14 protein-coding genes are annotated in these 18,209 nt (G+C 53.5%); 8 read left to right on the top strand and 6 right to left on the bottom strand.

The window, feature by feature from the left end; all coding sequences use genetic code 11:
- Window positions 1-3 precede the first annotated feature (3 nt).
- Together phnG and IEY39_RS16980 are read right to left on the bottom strand one after the other, a co-directional pair.
- On the bottom strand, window positions 4-423 hold the full coding sequence (gene phnG, locus IEY39_RS16985; protein ID WP_188933660.1) for a phosphonate C-P lyase system protein PhnG: 420 nt from the start codon (window positions 421-423) through the stop codon (window positions 4-6).
- 131 nt (window positions 424-554) lie between these two features.
- A complete protein-coding gene (locus IEY39_RS16980; RefSeq protein ID WP_188933658.1) occupies window positions 555-1,265 on the bottom strand; it encodes a response regulator transcription factor in 711 nt (236 codons plus the stop codon).
- 212 nt (window positions 1,266-1,477) lie between these two features.
- On the opposite strand from IEY39_RS16980, the gene phnN reads away from it, so the two are divergent.
- The 4 genes from phnN (at window position 1,478) to IEY39_RS16960 (ending at window position 8,238) form a co-directional block, all read left to right on the top strand.
- Window positions 1,478-2,035 carry a phosphonate metabolism protein/1,5-bisphosphokinase (PRPP-forming) PhnN gene (gene phnN / locus IEY39_RS16975; protein WP_188933656.1) on the top strand — a complete coding sequence of 186 codons (558 nt, stop codon included), beginning with the start codon at window positions 1,478-1,480 and terminating at the stop codon, window positions 2,033-2,035.
- A 200-nt stretch (window positions 2,036-2,235) separates the two neighbouring features.
- Window positions 2,236-5,628, top strand: coding sequence for a SusC/RagA family TonB-linked outer membrane protein (locus tag IEY39_RS16970; protein ID WP_188933654.1), 3,393 nt, complete (start codon window positions 2,236-2,238; stop codon window positions 5,626-5,628).
- A 37-nt stretch (window positions 5,629-5,665) separates the two neighbouring features.
- Window positions 5,666-7,297: a SusD/RagB family nutrient-binding outer membrane lipoprotein gene (locus tag IEY39_RS16965; protein ID WP_188933652.1), complete on the top strand. Its 1,632-nt coding sequence runs from the start codon at window positions 5,666-5,668 to the stop codon at window positions 7,295-7,297.
- A gap of 128 nt (window positions 7,298-7,425) precedes the next feature.
- Entirely contained in the window at window positions 7,426-8,238 is an 813-nt protein-coding gene (locus IEY39_RS16960) for a tyrosine-protein phosphatase (protein ID WP_188933650.1), read from the top strand.
- Here the strand turns inward: IEY39_RS16960 and IEY39_RS16955 are convergent.
- The 4 genes from IEY39_RS16955 to IEY39_RS16940 form a co-directional block, all read right to left on the bottom strand.
- Complete coding sequence (locus IEY39_RS16955; RefSeq protein ID WP_188933648.1) at window positions 8,207-9,430, bottom strand: helix-turn-helix domain-containing protein; 1,224 nt, start codon at window positions 9,428-9,430, stop codon at window positions 8,207-8,209. The two genes, IEY39_RS16960 and IEY39_RS16955, sit on opposite strands and share 32 nt — an antisense overlap.
- A gap of 68 nt (window positions 9,431-9,498) precedes the next feature.
- Window positions 9,499-10,353, bottom strand: a complete 855-nt coding sequence (locus tag IEY39_RS16950) for a 2OG-Fe(II) oxygenase (RefSeq protein ID WP_229688949.1) — start codon at window positions 10,351-10,353, stop codon at window positions 9,499-9,501.
- A 58-nt stretch (window positions 10,354-10,411) separates the two neighbouring features.
- Window positions 10,412-11,461 carry a sensor histidine kinase gene (locus IEY39_RS16945; RefSeq protein ID WP_188933643.1) on the bottom strand — a complete coding sequence of 350 codons (1,050 nt, stop codon included), beginning with the start codon at window positions 11,459-11,461 and terminating at the stop codon, window positions 10,412-10,414.
- 15 nt (window positions 11,462-11,476) lie between these two features.
- Entirely contained in the window at window positions 11,477-12,157 is a 681-nt protein-coding gene (locus IEY39_RS16940; RefSeq protein ID WP_188933641.1) for a response regulator, read from the bottom strand.
- A 197-nt stretch (window positions 12,158-12,354) separates the two neighbouring features.
- Between IEY39_RS16940 and IEY39_RS16935 the strand changes: the two genes are divergently transcribed.
- From IEY39_RS16935 to atpE, 4 genes are all read left to right on the top strand, one after another.
- Window positions 12,355-14,607 (top strand): hypothetical protein, encoded by a 2,253-nt coding sequence (locus tag IEY39_RS16935; RefSeq protein ID WP_188933639.1) that lies wholly within the window; start codon window positions 12,355-12,357, stop codon window positions 14,605-14,607.
- A 161-nt stretch (window positions 14,608-14,768) separates the two neighbouring features.
- Window positions 14,769-16,568 (top strand): ABC transporter ATP-binding protein, encoded by a 1,800-nt coding sequence (locus IEY39_RS16930; RefSeq protein ID WP_188933637.1) that lies wholly within the window; start codon window positions 14,769-14,771, stop codon window positions 16,566-16,568.
- Window positions 16,569-16,776: 208 nt separating this feature from the next.
- Window positions 16,777-17,871 carry a F0F1 ATP synthase subunit A gene (gene atpB, locus IEY39_RS16925; protein WP_229688948.1) on the top strand — a complete coding sequence of 365 codons (1,095 nt, stop codon included), beginning with the start codon at window positions 16,777-16,779 and terminating at the stop codon, window positions 17,869-17,871.
- A 39-nt stretch (window positions 17,872-17,910) separates the two neighbouring features.
- Complete coding sequence (gene atpE, locus IEY39_RS16920) at window positions 17,911-18,150, top strand: ATP synthase F0 subunit C (protein WP_229688975.1); 240 nt, start codon at window positions 17,911-17,913, stop codon at window positions 18,148-18,150.
- The last annotated feature ends 59 nt before the right edge of the window (window positions 18,151-18,209 follow it).

Here is an 18,209-nt window from a genome sequence, read left to right as displayed (position 1 = left end):
TAACTATTCTTCCTCCATTAATTTGAAATCCACTTTGGTGCGTTGGATATGCGCGTGTTCCGTCTGCAGGCGATCGGCGATAAGCGCTTCCTGTTCTTCAAGAAAGGCCTGAACCCAGGGCAGCCTGCCGTCGGCCAACAGTAACAAGGCATCCATAAAGGCGATGCAATAGCTTCGCACCGGTTCGTCACCCAGGCAAAGGCCAAAGCCGGCCTGCCCGTCGACATTCAGCTCACATTCCGTGACTAATGCTTCACCGAGGTAGAAAGGCTGCCCTTCCACTGAATCTTCCGCCCGTATCATAGTGATGACAACTGCAGGATGGCGTATAACCTGCACGGTGCATTGCGGCTCGAGCTCCCGTACAAAGGCTTCTAATGGCGCTAACGCACACTCGCATAAGATATAGTCGGCCTGTTGCATCTTCGCGGTTTGCGATAAAAGTAGCAGGCAATTGTGTGGGAATTGTTAGGAGGAGTAGGGAGTTTTATTATTTCATCGTTACAGCCGTTTCTTCGTCGCCGCGAGCTGTCACAACCGTTCGCCGGCTGCTATCACAACGCTTTTTCATTAAACCGGTAGCCCACCGACCGCACCGTCTCGATCCCGTCTTTATAAGGCCCAAGTTTCTTCCGCAGCCCGGCTACCTGCACATCCACCGACCGCTCGGCCGCGAAATAGTCTGTTCCATTGATGCGCTCCATTATCTGCGCCCGGGAGAAAACCTTACCAGGCTGACGGGCCAGCAATTCCAGCAGGCGAAACTCGACGATGGTAAGATCCAGCGGCTCTTCGCCGATGCTCACTGTATAGCTGGCAAGGTCCAGCTGCAGCCTTCCTCGCGTTATCGACTCCTTATTGATCCGGGTCGTCATCGCCACCAGCTCACCCGCCTGCCGGCGCAGGATCTTCTTGATCCGGGTCAGCATTTCCCTTATCCTCACCGGCTTGGCGAGATAATCTTCCGCACCTACTTCCAATGCCGTCACAACGTCTATCTCATCCGCCTTACCGGTGAGCATGACAACCGGGATGTACTGGGTGGCCGGATTGTGTTTTAGATTTCTGCACAGGTCGAGCCCATCCATCTCCGGCAGCATCCAATCGGTGATCACCAGATCGGTATTATCCATAGTGACATATTTCATCGCATCCACCGCGTTGAAGAAGGCCTTTACCTCATATCCTTCGGAAAGCAGGTTGTACTTAAGCAGCTCCAACGTATCATGATGGTCGTCGATGATGATGAGCCTGTACTTTTTCATGATACTATGTTAGACAACAAATATGAACCGATGATTAGGGGAATGTTAAATGTGTAACAATTCCCCCACTTTCCATCCATTCCTGCCGCATTATTCGACCGCCACTAACAAAGTGCTAACAAATGGCTAATATTTAATGACCAACAAAGGAATAATTAAGTTCTAATCAAATCCCAATCAAACCCGAATGTCCACACCTCAAATTCGTATCCATGACATCCCGGCTTATTTATATCATCGGCGCTTCAGGAGTGGGAAAGGATGCCCTGATGCAATACGCACGGCAACGAATTAATGGCTCATTACCCGTCCTCTTCGCGCACCGGTATATCACCCGTGATGCTACCGAGGGCAGCGAAAACCATATTGCCATCAGCCCGCAGGAATTTCGCCTGCGTAGAGATGCGGGATTGTTCGCCCTTCACTGGGAAAGTCATGACCTTTATTATGGTATTGGACTGGAAATTGAATCGTGGATGAACAGCGGCCTGCATGTCGTTGTCAACGGTAGCCGCCAGTATCTACCGGTAGCGGCCAAACGATACCAACAGCTGACACCTATTATTATAGAAGCCGATGAAGAGATCATCCGCCGGCGCCTGGAGACCCGGGGCCGCGAGACGGCTGATGGCATCGCTACCAGGATAAAACGGCAACCGGTGCTGCCTGCGGACCTGCCCGGCCTCATCCGCATCGCCAATAACGGCACACTCGAAGAAGGCGGCGATACCCTGGTCCGGAGTATTCATACTTTATTAATGGTAAGTTAACCATTTGGAAACATTGCAAAATATTGATAGTCAAATAGTTATTTCTCGTTGATGTATTTCCCGTGTGGGCTGTTCAAAAAGATGTAGTTCCCGCATGGCGAAGTTGAAAAGGGCTGTCGCATAAGGCACATTTGCAGGCCGAAACTGACTGGCTGGATCGCTTCTCTATTTCATCTTTTTTAAATACTCAATCAACTCCAATGAGACAAAAATTGACACGAACGGCAGTAACTATTATGGTATTACTGAACTGCCTGCTTTCGGGTGGTTCTGCTTTTGCCCAGGAGAGGACCATCTTAGGTAAGGTCATTGCTCCCGATGGGGGCGGCCTTCTGGGAGTTACCATCCAGGAAAAAGGGGCCCAAAATTTTACTACGACAGACGCGGGCGGCAACTACGCCCTCACATTGAAAAGTCAGAGCCCTGTGCTGGTCTTTTCTTTCATCGGCTACACCACCCAGGAAGTGGCCGTCGGAAAGGATAACCGTATTAACATATCGCTTGTACCAACTAATGCCCAGCTCAACGAAGTGATCGTTACGGCACTGGGTATTAAAAAGGAAGTGAAGAAGATCGGATATGCCGTACAGGAATTGAAAGGAGAAGAGATCACGAAGGCCCGGGACGTCAACCCCGTACAGGGCCTGGAAGGAAAGATAGCCGGCCTCAGCGTCGGCGCCAATGCGGAAATGCTTACCCGCCCCCAGGTGGTGATGCGCGGCAACACCGATATCCTGTTCGTCGTGGATGGCGTACCCATCAACTCCGACACCTGGAATATCAGCCCGGATGATGTCGAATCCTATTCCGTGTTGAAAGGCCCCAACGCTGCAGCTCTCTATGGTTTCCGCGGGCAGAACGGCGCCATTGTCATCACGACAAAACGGGGTTCGAAGGATAAGAAAGGCTGGGAGATCAACGTCAACAACAGCGCCATGGTCGAGGATACCTGGCTCACCGTCCCGAAAAGCCAGACGGAATATGGTCGCGGCACCAACTACCTCTATCAGTATGCACAGAAAGGGTCTTACACCTATGCTCCGCATGGGACTAATGGCAACGGAACCTACGGCGGCGTAGACGTCCTGTATGACAACTCCCAGCGCCTCCAGGAATATGGCCCCCGCTTCGAGGGTCAGCTGATCAAGCAATATGACGGACCCTATGACCCCACCACCGGCGTCAGAACTCCCACGCCCTGGACGGCCAGAGGGGCGAACAACTTCGACAAGTTCATGGAGATCGGCCTGCTCAATACGGTCAACGTTTCGGCCGCCACCAGCGGGACTAATTCCGATATCCGGATGTCCTACTCGCACACCTTCCAGAAAGGGCGTAACCCCAACACCCGGCTCAATGTCGACAACTTCAATCTCAATGCCGGTTATAACTTCACTCCCAGGCTGCGGCTGGAAGGCAATGCCAACATCAACGTACAATATTCGCCCAACATCCCTGATGCCTCCTACGGTCCCAACAGCTACACCTATATGTTTAGGGTGTATGGCTCTTCCGATTACGATATCAACGACCTGAAGAACATCTATAAAGGCCCGCAGGGCGTGCCCGATCTGACGCAGTACGCTCCGGAATACGGCCGTGAGAACAGCGCCTGGTTCATGGCCGAGCGGTGGATGCGCACGCACAACAAGCTGGACATCTATTCCTACCTGAAATTGAGCTATAAGCTCACCAATGACATCAACCTCGCCATCCGCAGCCAGGTGACCACCTGGGATCAGCTGCGTACCGAGCAGGTGCCCTCCTCGGCCAACCTCAATACCTACCTGTCCTGGTATTATTTCGGCTGGTACGGTGATTATCGTGAAGACCATCGCAACCTCCTGGAGAACAATACCGACTTCCTCGCCACCTATAATAAGAAGGTCAGCGACTGGACCATCGGCGCCAACGTTGGCGCCAGCAGCCGCGCTTTCTCTTATAAGAGTTCCTGGGCCACTACCAAGGGACTTTCACAGCCTGGTATCTATATCCTGTCCAATACGCAAAACGGCGCCACCTTCACCTGGGATTCCAAAATGCAGGTGTACAGCGGCTATTATAGCGTGGACATCGGCTACAAGAACTTCTTCACCCTGTCGACCACCGGTCGTGTGGACAACCTCTCCACCCTGCCCAGCGGTTCGAACACCTTCTTCTATCCTTCCGTTTCGGCCAGCACGGTGTTGTCGGATTACATCGATATGCCTTCCGCCATCAGCTTCCTGAAGGTGCGCGCTTCCTTCGCCGATGTAAAGGGTGCGCTTACCTCTTCCTCCATCGGAACGGCCTATTCCCTGGCCACCAACGGCTATGTCGGCCCGCAGACCCTGGGCAACTACCTGGGATATGGAACGGAAGACGTGACGTCCTACGACGGTCCCACCTATTACAACCAGAATGGCTATAGCATCACGAGCTACTACAACGGCGGAACATCGGTGAACTATTCCACCAACCTCGCCGACCCGGCGCTTAAACCCTATGACGTACAATCTACTGAAGGCGGTCTCGATATCCGCTTCCTGAAGAACCGCCTGGGCCTGGACGCTACCTATTTCCGGACGGTGAACGGACCGAATATCTTCCAGAATACGCTGCCTTCCTCCACCGGCTATTATTCGGAGAACGCCAACGGTCTCACCACGCTGAAGACCGGCTGGGAACTGACCCTCTCCGGCAGTCCTTTCCGCAATCCGCACGGGTTCTCCTGGGACATCTTGGCCAACTGGTCCACTTTCCGCGAGACCCTGAAATCCATCTATGGCGGTCTTTCGACTATCTCCCTGAATGGTCACAATTATAAGGTGGGTGAAAGGTTGGATGCCTATTACAGCACCAAGTTCGTTCGGGATGGCTCGGGCAATATTGTCTACGGCACCGGCACGAATGCGCCGCTGGTCGCACCCGGCCAGTCTGACCTGAGCAACCGTGGCCTCATCGGCTATCTCAACCCCGACTTCGCTTTCGGCATCAACAACCGCTTCTCCTATAAGAATTTCAGCATCAGCTTCCAGTTTGACGGCCGCATCGGCGGCAAGATCTACGACCGCGTGTTGTACCAGGGTAACAACGGCGGTACTTCCATCGAATCCGCTTCCGGCGCCTACGGCGCCGCCCGCCGCGCAGAATGGAACTCCACCAATCAGGGTCAGAATGCGCCTGTGGCTGCTTATGTCGCCCCCGGCGTGGTCATTGCCAGCGGAACCCCGCACTACACCAACGACCAGATCGATAACCTGAAGTCGCTGACCTTTGCCAATAACACCACCGCTACGACGGTACAGACCTATCTGTCCTCCGGGCTGGGTTCCAATGTCGACGAATACTATTTCATCGACCGGAGCTTTGTCAAGCTCCGTGAAGTGAACCTCACCTACAATTTCCGCCTGAAGCCTGGTTCTACCCTCAAAGGGCTCTCCGTTTCCCTCATCGGCAGGAACCTGCTCTATTTCGCAAAGCGCAAGGATTTCGACATCGACCAGTATCCGGCCGGGTATAATAATTCCAACTTCAGCGCCAACGGCACGTACCCCGACCTGCAAAGCGCCACGTCCCGTCGTTTTGGGGCGAATCTAAACGTAAGCTTCTAGTAACATGTACAAAACACAACAGAATAAAAATATTGACATGAAAAAGAATCTCATCTTCTGGATTGCCCTGACGGCCGTGATCGTGGTGACCGGCACCGGCTGTGAGAAAGGCGATCTGCTGTCCAATCCAAACGTGGCGAGTCAGACTAGCGTCGTCCCTGTTTCGCTGATCCTCAACCACATGACCTATAGCCTCTATGCCGGCGGCGGCGTGGTCGATAGCCGGCCGGGCTCCTATAATGAAACGCCCTGGGACCAGCTCTACATCTGGCAGCAGTATTATGTTTCCAACTATCCCTACTACCGGGGCAACAATTTCTACAACTGGTCTGTCAGCGCCACCGAATACGACCTGCTGAAATATGCCGGCCTGCTGGGAAGCCAGGCGTACAGACAGTTTTCCAACTACACCAACAAATACTATGGCCTCGCCAAATTCTTCCAGGCCTACAGCCTCATCTGGTACACCCAGCGTGTAGGCGATATCCCTGCAAAACAGGCGGGCAATCCTACGGCCTATCCAACCCCGACTTATAACAGCCAGCACGATGTCTATCAGTATGCCCTTGCCCTGCTGGACAGCGCCAACACCATCTTGGGAGCCTATAATGCTCTGCCCACGACCAAGCCCGGCGCTGCCTTCGATGCAAGCGGCGACATCTTCGGCCTGACCAACCTGCAATGGCAAAAAGTGGTGAACACCTACCGGTTGCGCGTGCTCGTCAGCCTCAGCAAACGGGCGACGGACAATGCCGACCTGAATATCCCGCAGCAGTTCGCCACCATCCTGGCTAACCCTAGCCAATACCCGGTGATGACCTCCAACAGCGACAACATGGTCTTCAAGTACAATGCCGCCTTTAACCAGTATCCCATCTTCCTGCACGGTTGGGCTCCCTACAATGGCTATGCGAACATCTGCAACACCTATCTCAACCTGACCACCAGCACCAAGGACCCACGCACTTTCGTTACGGCGACACCGGCTCCGGGACAGATCAAAGCCGGCAAACTGGTCGGTGACTTCACCGCCTATGTCGGGGCCGACATCAGCACGGCGATAGGCACCATCCAGACGAATTCCGCCAATAGCGGGATGTATTCTTTTGCCAACTACAGCAGGTATTATACCTCCAGCTCGGCGGCGAACGCAGAACCCTTCATCCTCATCGGCTACCCCGAACTCTGCTTCAACATTGCCGAAGGCCTCAACCGCGGGTGGAGCACCACGGGTACTGCCGCCACCTGGTACACCAACGGGATAAAAGCCTCCCTCAGCAACTATGGCCTCAGCCAGGGCCAGACCCTTACCATCGGCGATGTTGGCGGGACTACGCTGGGTACGGTGACGGTTGACATCAATACCTTCCTCACCAATGTAGCCTATGCCGGCAACAACAATGCCGGCCTGACCCAGATACTGCAACAGAAGTATGTAGCCTTCTTCAACAATTCCGGCTGGGAAGCCTATTACAACTGGAGAAGAACCGGCATCCCCGCCTTTTCACAGGGCGGCGCCGGCATCGGTACCCCGAGCAACCTCATCCCGCGCCGTTTCCAGTATGGATCGGATGAGGCGCTTGCGAACACCACCAATAACAAAGCCGCCATTCAATCGCAGTATGGCGGTACGGATGATATCTCACAGAATATGTGGCTGGTAAAATAAGCCAACCCCCGACCGGACCCCATCCGGTCAATGGACGAGGCTCTGACGATAGTTTTGGTTCCGTTAAGTCAAGGCCGGTGGAGTTTTGCACTCCTGCCGGCCATTTTTTAAATCTAACGATAACGATCATGTACAAGTATCTTTTCATTTTCGGGCTTTTGCTCCCGGCAGGCCTCATCGCCCAGGTCGCCGACAGCAGCCTCCGGCGCGTTCCCATGCAGGGCGCCATCAACTTCCGCGATCTCGGCGGCTATGCCACCACCGACGGCCATCATGTACGTTGGGGCAGCATCTACCGAAGCGCGGACATTAGTAAGCTGACATCGGCCGACCTGGATACGCTCAAGGCCCGCAATATCGTTTATGATGTCGACCTCAGAGGCGTGGCCGAGTCAGCGCAGGCGCCCGATAAGCTCAACCCCGGCACGGACTATATCCTTTGTCCCGCAGGCAGCGACAGCGTAAACACAATGTTCCGGCGTCTCGCCGGGATGACCAGCGGCGGTGATTCGCTGATGAAATCATTTTATAGCAATACCACTTACCTCAGCGCGAGATACAAACCCTTCTTCGGGAAGCTGCTGGTCTTGCCGCAAGGCGATGCGCTGGTATTCCATTGCACAGCGGGCAAAGACCGGACGGGCATTGCGGCGGCCCTCCTGCTCTATGCATTGGGCGTTCCCTATGCCACTATCCGCCAGGATTACGAGGCGACAAATTATTATCGGGCTGCCGATAACGCGAGATCACAGCAGGCGATAACCTCCATGCATATCTCCGAATCGGTGGCGCGGGCACTGATGAGCGCCGACGGCGCTTATCTCGACGCGACTTTCGCCGCCATCCGGGCGCAATATGGGTCTGTCGACCGGTACCTCACCGAACAGCTGGGGTTGGATAAGGAGAAGCTCACGATATTGAAGGCGAAGTACCTGGAATAAGCACCGAAGGGGCGACAGCTCCGTTGGCCTCTAACTGTTTTTTCCTGTAAGCGGAAGGGGTATATCCCGTAATTTTCTTGAAGTAATTATTAAAGGAAGACCTCGAATTGAATCCACAATCGAATGCCAGGGAAAGGATATTCACCTCCCTGGCATGATCGTTTAACCGGGCGACGGCCTCGGCGATCCGATATTCGTTGATGTACGTGTAGAAGTTCTTCATCACCCGCTCGTTCAACAGCTGTGTCAGATGATGCTTGGGCATCTTCATGCGCGAGGCCAGCCCCTCGAGCGACAACTCGGTGTCGAGGAAAATGCGGCTTTTTTCCATGAAGGCGGTTAGTGCGGCTTCATACTCATCCATCCGCGCGGCATCCATACCCGATTTCTCATACCGGCGGTCGGTAGCGGCGTGATCCGCAGCCGACACGTCCGCAGCCGCCGCCTCCATAGCCGCCACCCCTGCAGCTCGTCGATCCACCACCGCATCCATCGCCCGTTGCTCCGGGGTCTCCCGCTCTACAACTACTACTCTTTTTTCCTCGCTCTTGCGCAGCCGGTAGCGCAAGATCAGCACAGGGATGGCGGAAAAACAGATATAGGGCAGGAGCCGCGGGTCGAAGCCAGGAATGTTGATAATTGTCAAATGTAAGGTGAACAGACAAATCCCGGTGGAGATCCCGATCAGGAAAATATTCGCCATCTGCGCCGCCAGCCGCCCTTCCGGCGTCTTATTCCGGCGTAACAAGAACCTCACATAGATGGGGTATCCGTATAGCGACGGGATCATCATCCATTGATACCAGGCGGCGTAGCCCGAGATCACCGACCGCGGAATACGCCCGGTGGCCCCGGCGGTTACCAGTGTCAGATAGATCAGGGAAAGCGAGAAAAAAGGAAGGAATTGAAAGAGAATGGCCCGTGGCCGCATGGGCTTGCCCAGTATGCTGCGCGCAATTACCAGCAGCAGGGGACCATAGGCCAGGCTAAACCCTGTCGGTATCTGTGCATACAGAAACTGGTCCTTCAAAACGGCTAATAACAGGAATTTGGTGGATAGATGCAGCAGGAGTATAACCAGCATTGCCCGGAGAAACTTATCCATACTATCCCCCGTCCGCACCCCATTGAGCAGAAAGATCGCCACAGCAGTCTGAAAGATAATACAGGTTATGACCAGGATGCTCCACATAGGTAAAGGGCTTGGATAGCGACGTTAAAGCTAACCAATCAATATTAACCCTATATTACCTCAGCTGATTACTTGCCCTTCTTTTTTCCACCGGAGAAGAATCGCAGCAGGCCGCTCACCACCTTATCATTGGCGCCCAGTTTCCCTTTGACGGCTGTATAGGCCGACACGAGAGCATTGTCCAGCTTCACCAGCAGCTTGTTGCTTCCATCGCCGGGTCTGGCCTGGTAATAAGTGGCCCTCCGATAAGGGTTTTCTTCCACCGTGTAATAATATAGCGCGATGCTCCGGCGGAAGGTGCCTTCCGGACACTCCATCGGCAGAGGATGCCCATGATAGGAGTCGGCATCGGTATTGAAGATGACACAACGATTGAAGACTGGCAGCACGCTCTCTTCACAAGCCTTCATCTTTTTATCCCAAAGCTCCAGTTTGCCGCCCCATTCTTCTTTCCAGTCCTTGTTCAGATAGACCAGCACGTTTACGCGACGCTGCCAGTTGCGATGATGCGGATGTACAGTAAAGTCGGCGTGGATATTCAGAAAACCACCCCGCGTGGACTGATGGATGCCGCCGCCTTCGAGGCCGTCATCCTTTTGCAGTCCCTTGATTCCGGTGATCTGGCTAAGCCAGTCCAGAAACGCCGGGGAGTTGAGTTCGTTTATCGTCTCCTTGATCGTCTCCGGCAACAGGTCGATCTTATTCAATCCCCGCTTATCCTCGTTATAGTGTTTGTAATTGATCCACCCGTCGGTTTCATTCAGGTGGTTGAATTCCGAGATGCATTTGTTCAGCACAGCCGGATCCAGGAAGTTTTCCAGTACGATGTGTGCATATGGATGGGCCGTCTGATACCGCTTGCTAAGTTCGGGCAGCTGGGCTGTCCACTTCTCGTAATCGAATATTTGGGTCGTGGTTGTCACTGTTTGGATTTTGATCTGCGAAGGTACGCATTTTTCCCAAAGCGCATTCCCGGTACACTCAATCTCGCCGGGACTCCAGGGTGAACCCAATGGTGGTCCCCACGTCGGGCGTGCTCCGCACATGGATCGACTGCCCGTGTGCCTCGACAATATGCTTGCAGATCGCCAACCCAAGACCAGTCCCCCCTTTGTCGCGGCTCCTGGCCGCATCCGTCCGGTAAAATCGTTCGAAGATGCGCCCCAGGTGTTCTTCCTCGATGCCGATGCCGTCATCACTGATCTCGATAAGCACATTCTTCTCGTCGATCTTATAGACACTGGCAACGATACTGCCATTGGGCTTCCCATACTTGGTGGCGTTCTCTACGAGGTTGATCAGCACCATCCTGATCTTCTCTTTATCGGCAAAGACCATGATGGGGGACTCGCATCCCTTTTTGATGGTCGTCCGGATATTCTTATTATGCGTTTTGATGGACAGGGACTCGAAGATTTCCCGGATCAGGTCCTGGGTGATGAAGTTCTGTTTGTACAGCAGCTGCTCGCCGCGTTCGAGGGTGGAGATCTCATCCAGGTCATTCATCAGATTGACCAGCCGGTCGACATTCTTCGCCGCATTCTCCAGGAATTTTTTCCTTATCGCCATGTCTTCCATCGCCCCGTTGAGCAGGGTGTCCACATACCCCTGGATAGCGAAAATGGGCGTTTTGAACTCATGGGCCAGGTTTTGCAGGAATTCCTTCCGGTAGGCTTCGTTCTTCTTCAACAGCTCGATCTCCTCATTGCGCTTCTCCCCCCATTTTTCGACATCCTCCCGCACTTCGTCGATGCTTTTCTGGGGAAGGATATACTTGAAATAGACCTCCTCCTTCTTGGTGGCCTTTGTCTGATGGATCAGCTTGTATATCAGTTTGATCTTCCGGTAGATGAACTTTTCGAGGGTGAAAAGGATCAACCCATAGCTGCCCGAAAAGATCAGCAACAGGGAGGCTGCCCCCACGATAATATTACCGGTGAGGATAAAGATGCCGATGGAAATAGGGAGAGCCAGCAGCCCGGCGGTAAGAGCGGATAGCTGCCTGGGAGATAGGTTTTTAGTGGACGGCATGTAACCCCAAAAATACTAAAGATTAAACTTATAACCCACCCCTTTCACTGTTGTAATACAGTCCAATCCGAGCTTCTGTCTTATCTTCCTGATATGGACATCGATGGTGCGGTCGCCCACGATCACTTCATTTCCCCATACCTGGTTCAATATTTCGTTGCGCAGGAATACCCGCCCCGGCCGGGATGCAAGCAGGTATAATAATTCGAACTCCTTCTTGGCCAGTGTCACGTCTTTCCCTTCGACCATCACTTCGAATTTGGCCGGGTCGATGCTTAGATTTTCTATCTTCAAAACTTTGCCTTCGGGTTCCTTATTCACCCGCCGGAAAAGGGCATTTACCCGGCTGATCAATACCTTGGGGCTGATAGGCTTTGTCACATAATCGTCGGCGCCGGTTTCCAGCCCGCGGACATGCGAACCTTCGTCGCTGAGCGCGGTAAGCAGCAGAATCAGGGTCTCCTTAAAGGACGGCTGCGACCGCAGGATCTCACATACCTCCACACCGTTCTTCTTGGGCATCATGATGTCCAGGATGATAAGATCGGGTCGGACGATCTTGGCCTTGCCGATGGCCTCGTCGCCATCCTTGGCCGTGGCCACCTCATACCCCTCTTTTGTTAGATTGTACTGGATGATCTCAAGGATATCGGGCTCATCATCGGCTATCAGGATCTTCTTGCCTTTGGATTCCATTAATCAAAAAATTTAGGACAAAGTAACTTCAAATAACCTTCCCGGTTGATTCATATCAACTCAGTTTACAATTTGTTAATACATAAATAATACAGAGTAGCTCTCCTGCAAACATATAAATATTTGTTCAAATATATTTTCAGCGGGTCCGCACTCTTTTTGGTAGTATTTTTGTAAAATAGAAAAAAAGGTTGCCTATGAAGCGAATGGTACGATCCTTTACCACCTCTTTGATCATCATCTGTGCCCTGGTCCTCGCAGGCTCTGCCGTCGCAGTGGCGCAGCCAAATTCCTACCCGTACAAGGTGGCGCAGGATCGTATGCTCTGGCACGACTATGTAGATAAAGAGCAGCAACGGCTCATCCAGTTAGGCGGTGGCGGCAGCAATGACAGCATCGTCCGGCTAACCAAAGATGAAGCCGTCAACCTCCAGATAACCGACGCCCTCATCCGGCAGGTGGACGATCTCCAGCAGCAGATAGAATTGGATTCCACCCTTAACACCAATAATAAAAAGCGGTACCTCCGTGGCCTGGCGGATGCCCTGCAGAAATTTGACCAGGCCGTGCAGTCAAAAGAGATCGCACCCTCCCAGGCCCCCGGACTCGTCGATGGCTTTATCCGCGCCATGCAGCTGGATAGAAAAGGGGAGAGCATCGAGCCGGTGATAGCCGCCAGCCCTTATGAAGTGGGGAAGATCGTGGTCGAATGCTTTAGCTATCCTTCGGAGAACAGCGGGGTCAGACCCGCCCGCATCGGGCTGACGCGGCGATATCTGGAAGCACATCCGGGATTGATCTTCAATTATTTATCTACACATTCCGGAGTTCCTGGCGACGACAGTCTGATCATCCTGGCCGGCCACCATAATATCGAACAGCTTTATGACTTTGCCGCCGCGGGAAATGGACTGGGCTATCGCATCCGCAACAGCAAGGATTCCCTCGTTCATATGGTGGCCATGCTGGCCGCCAGCAAAAGCGGCCGGCTATACTTCCCCTTCCTCGACCAGCTGGTGAAGAGTAAGATCACCATCGATGATATCGACAAGGTAAAAGATGACGACCTCAACTACTACCGCCTGCTGGTGAAGACCCGCCTGGACTACGCCGCCAGGGTACTCCCGCCCTTCCGCGATACCCCACTGGAAATGAATGCGCTAACCAATATGCTGGAAAAAAAGGGCAAACAGGTCTTTGTCAGTGAGATCAACGCCCTCCACACCGTGGAAAATCCGGCTATCCGGTTCAAGATACTCGACCCATTGACGCCCGAAGAGCTCTACTACCTTGTTGTATTGAGCGAAGACGAGATCTACACCTCCAGCTATCTGGGAGTATACGACCGCATCTTCCAGCGGATGAAGGCCCCCTATGGCGACAGCCTGCTCATGCAGGTGCATGGCGATTATTTCCGGAAGTTTATCAAAATGGCCGCTGCCTATAATAAGCTGGAACATTTCCTGGGTACGATGGACAAGCAGAATGCCGGCACCATCATGAAATCCTTTGTCATCCACCTCGAAAATGCGGGTGAAGAAGAGGCCGTGGATGTCGCCGACTCCTACAGCAGCATCGTGGAGAAGAGTCCGGCCCTGGCAAAATTCATCCTTGGCGAAGTGAAATGGAACTACGACAAGAATGTCGCCAACGGTGACAAGAAGGGTATCATTATCTATCATCTGCTGCAAACCCTGTTCGAGTCTGCGGACACCTCGAAAAAGATAGATCTTTCGGCCGCGCTCGGTATTCCCCCCATCTATACCGTCGACCGCCAGTCTTTGACGGATGATAGCGGCCGGGTTATCCAGCAGGTGTACTTCTATGGCGACAAAGACAAGGACGGGCAGAATTCCTATGTCGATTTCATGCGCATCTTCCAGGCGAAACCAAAAACAAAGCCGGAATGGAAGATCACGGAAAATCCGCAATGGGTCACCATCACCTCCACCCGCGGAAAACCGGTGATGATCTTTGCCAACAAACCCCTGTTGGGCGAGGATGACCCCGATGCCAAAGCACAAAGGGCGCTTAGCGATTATCTCTATGACCATCACCTGAAACCGACGATCGTCATCCACCGGGGGCATAGCTATCACGTGAAGTATACCATTCAACAGATGCCGGCGACGGCCCGCATCGTCGTGCTTGGGTCCTGCGGCGGCTACAACAACCTCAGTGAAGTATTGAAGATCAGTGAGGATGCTCATATCATCTCCTCCAAACAGGTGGGCACAAAGACGGTGAACGAACCCATTCTGCAAGCAATAAACAACAGCCTCATCGCCGGCCGCAACATCGAATGGCTGCCTATGTGGCGGGAATTGGAAGCCGGCTTCCGGAAGGACCCTGCCGCCCGGGAAAAGTTCGATGACTATATTCCTCCGTATAAGAACCTGGGCGCCATCTTTATAAAGGCCTACCGCAAGGCCATGGATGATGGTGAATAGCCCACGCCCACCGGCCCCCGCGCCGATCCCCCACGCCCACCGGCCCCCGCGGCCGCCCCCGCGCCGGCCCGCCAGCCCCCGCCCCCACGGTGGCCCGCCGGCAGCAGCCTTTGATGAGCGGGATGGCCCCTTGGCGCCAAACTTCGTATCTTGCACATCGCATGTCGGACGAGAAAAAGCCAAAGAAGAAGATTTTTGATTTTAGCACGCTGAGCCGCGTCTTTTCCTACGCCGCTCCTTACAAGAGCAGAATCTACTGGTCAATCGCCTTATCCATCCTGCTGGCCGTCCTATCTCCCTTACGGCCCTTCCTCATCCAGGTTACCATCAACGACTACATCCGGCACGGAGCCGCGCAGGCCGTCATCTGGATGACCATTTTCCAGATCGTCCTGCTACTGGCGGAAACCATTGCCCGGTTTTATTTCTCATTTGCCACCGCCTGGCTGGGACAGACCGTCGTCCGCGATCTCCGGGTCGACGTTTATAAGAAAATACTGGGACTCAATCTCTCCCAGTTCGATACCACTCCCATCGGCACCCTGACAACACGCACCATCAACGACATAGAAGCGATCAACGATATTTTCTCCGACGGCCTGATCCCCATCATCGCCGACCTGCTGTCCATTCTTTCGGTGCTGGCGTTTATGTTCTGGACAGACTGGCGGCTCACCCTCGTCTGCCTGGCGCCCTTCCCGTTTCTTCTCCTGGCTACCTGGCTGTTCAAGGAGTCGGTGAACAAGAGCTTTATCCGCGTGCGCAACGCCGTGGCCGCCCTCAACGCCTTCGTCCAGGAGCATATCACCGGCATGGCCATCGTCCAGGCTTTTGCCGCCGAAAAGAGAGAAGAAAAGAAGTTCAAAAAGATCAACCGCGAACACCGCAACGCCAATATCAACGCCATTTTCGCCTATTCCGTTTTCTTCCCTTTCGTCGAGATCATTCTTGCCATATCTACGGGGTTGCTGGTATATTGGGGCGCAACCCGCGTCTATAACCTGCCCTATGCGGAAGCCCTCGGGCTCAGCGGCAAGATCGTCTCCTTCTTCCTCTATCTTAACCTGCTCTTCCGCCCCCTTCGGGTCATGGCCGATAAATTCAACGTCCTGCAGATGGGTATGGTAGCCAGCGAACGGGTCTTTAGGGTGATGGATAATGACGACTTCATAAAGACCCAGGGAACATATGCTCCCGCCCGGATGAAAGGGAAAGTGGAGTTTGACAAGGTATTTTTTGCCTATACCGGCGACCGCTATGTGCTGAAAAATATCACCTTCACCATGCAGCCCGGCCAGACTATCGCCCTCGTCGGACATACGGGCAGTGGAAAGACTTCCATCATCAGCCTGATGAACCGGCTTTATCAGATCCAGGAGGGCGAGATCCGCATCGACGATGTCCGAGTCGAAGACTATGATCTCGCTGCCCTGCGGCGAAATATCGGGGTGGTGCTGCAGGACGTGTTCCTCTTCTCCGGCTCGGTAGTGGATAACATCACCCTCCGCAACGACCAAATATCGATTGAACAAGTGGTCGCGGCGGCAAAACTCATTGGAATGCATGATTTTATTATGCGCCTTCCAGGGGGCTATCATTATAATGTGATGGAACGAGGAAGCTCTCTTTCCCTTGGTCAACGACAATTACTCTCCTTTATCCGGGCCCTGCTATACGACCCGTCCATCCTCATCCTCGATGAAGCTACTTCCTCCGTCGACACCGAGTCCGAACAACTCATCCAGGAAGCCATCGACAAACTCATCGCCGGCCGCAGCTCCATCATCATCGCCCATCGCCTTTCCACCATCCGCAAGGCCAGCCAGATCATCGTCCTCGACAAAGGCGAGATCCGCGAGATCGGCACCCACGAGCAGCTCCTGGCCAAAGGCGGCTTTTATGCTAAACTCCATGAGATGCAGTTTAGCAAACACGCCACAGCCGAACGTAAAGCCTCCTGACTCCGGGCGGCTAAAAGCCGCCCGGCGCTTCCTAACCCTTACCCTCGTCCCGCCATTCCGACACCCTCTAACCTTTTTTTAATGTAATTTTCATATTCTGCCCCCCCACCCGTATCTTTGCGGCAAATTTCAGGACGGTATGGGGTCAAAATGCTTCAAATCTATATTGGTCGCGGTTTTCAGCCTGGTTTTCGTGTTTTTTTTTAATGTGTCGAAAGTACATGCCGCACCCGGTGATCCCGCTGAGGCCGGCCAAAAGGAAGCCCCAAAACTAAACCCCTCCAAGATCATCCTGGAACACGTTTCCGACGCCCACGAATTCCATTTTTATACGTTCAATAAGAAACCGGTGTTCATTCCGCTGCCGGTGATCCTGTATTCGCCCACAAAGGGCTGGTCGGTGTTTATGTCCTCGAAATTCGAACATGGCGAACAGACCTATAATGGTTATCGCCTGCTCACAGAAGAATACGTCGGGGAAAAGAAACTGAATGACAAGGTCTACCGGCCCGGGAAGATCTGGGCGGTCAATGAAGCCGGCGATGTAGACCCATCCGGCAAGGTTTATGATCTCTCGCTTACCCGCAATGCTGTTCAGGCTATAATTTCCGCTCTCATCCTGCTGTGGATCATGCCGGGCATCGCCGCTAAATACCGGAATGGCCAGGGGGTCACCACGGCGCCCACGGGGTTCCAGAATGTCGTTGAGCCGGTGATCACCTTTGTCCGCGATGAGGTAGGGAAAAGCAACCTGGGCGACAAGTATGAAAAATACATGCCTTTCCTGCTCACCGTGTTCTTCTTCATCCTGATTAACAACCTGCTCGGCCTGATCCCTGGTACAGCCAATGTCACCGGGAACATTGCCTTTACCGCGGCACTGGGGATACTCTCCTTCATAGCCATCATGATCAGCACGGGCAGGCACTACTGGGGACATATCTTCAATCCGCCCGTTCCCGGTCCCATCAAGGTGATCATGTTTCCGGTGGAAATAATGGGCATCTTTACAAAGCCTTTCGCCCTGATCATCCGTCTTTTTGCCAACATGATCTCGGGGCACATCATTATCCTCAGCTTCATCTGCCTCATCTTTATCTTCGGCGCCATGAACACCGCGCTGGGCTGGGGAACCTCACCCTTCTTCGTCCTGCTTTCGATATTCATCTACCTCATCGAAGTCCTGGTCGCCTTCATACAAGCCTTTATCTTTGCCAACCTGACGGCCGTGTTTATCGCGCAAGCCTTCGAAGGAGGCCATGAGGAAGATCATGGGCATCATGCCGAAACCGTAGTAGCATAAACTCTTTTTTAATTATAAAACCAAAATAAGATGACGTTGATGACAACTTTACTGGCTGATGTGGTTCAGCCTGGTTATGGCGCACTCGGCGCAGGCCTCGCTGCTATCGGTGCCGGCATCGGTATCGGCCAGATCGGTAAGGGCGCTGTTGATTCCATTGCCCGTCAGCCGGAAGCTTCGAACGACATTCGTGCTAACATGATCCTGGCTGCGGCCCTGGTAGAAGGCGTTGCCCTTCTGGCTGCCGTTGCCGGTCTGCTTGCTGTATTCCAGAAGTAAGGCACGTAAAAAATGTACTGCATCCGACGCACAGGGCCGAGGATGCAGTATTTTTCTCT

The organism is Puia dinghuensis, from assembly GCF_014642875.1.
Lineage (GTDB): Bacteria > Bacteroidota > Bacteroidia > Chitinophagales > Chitinophagaceae > Puia > Puia dinghuensis.
This window is presented reverse-complemented; position numbering and strand designations above follow the sequence as displayed.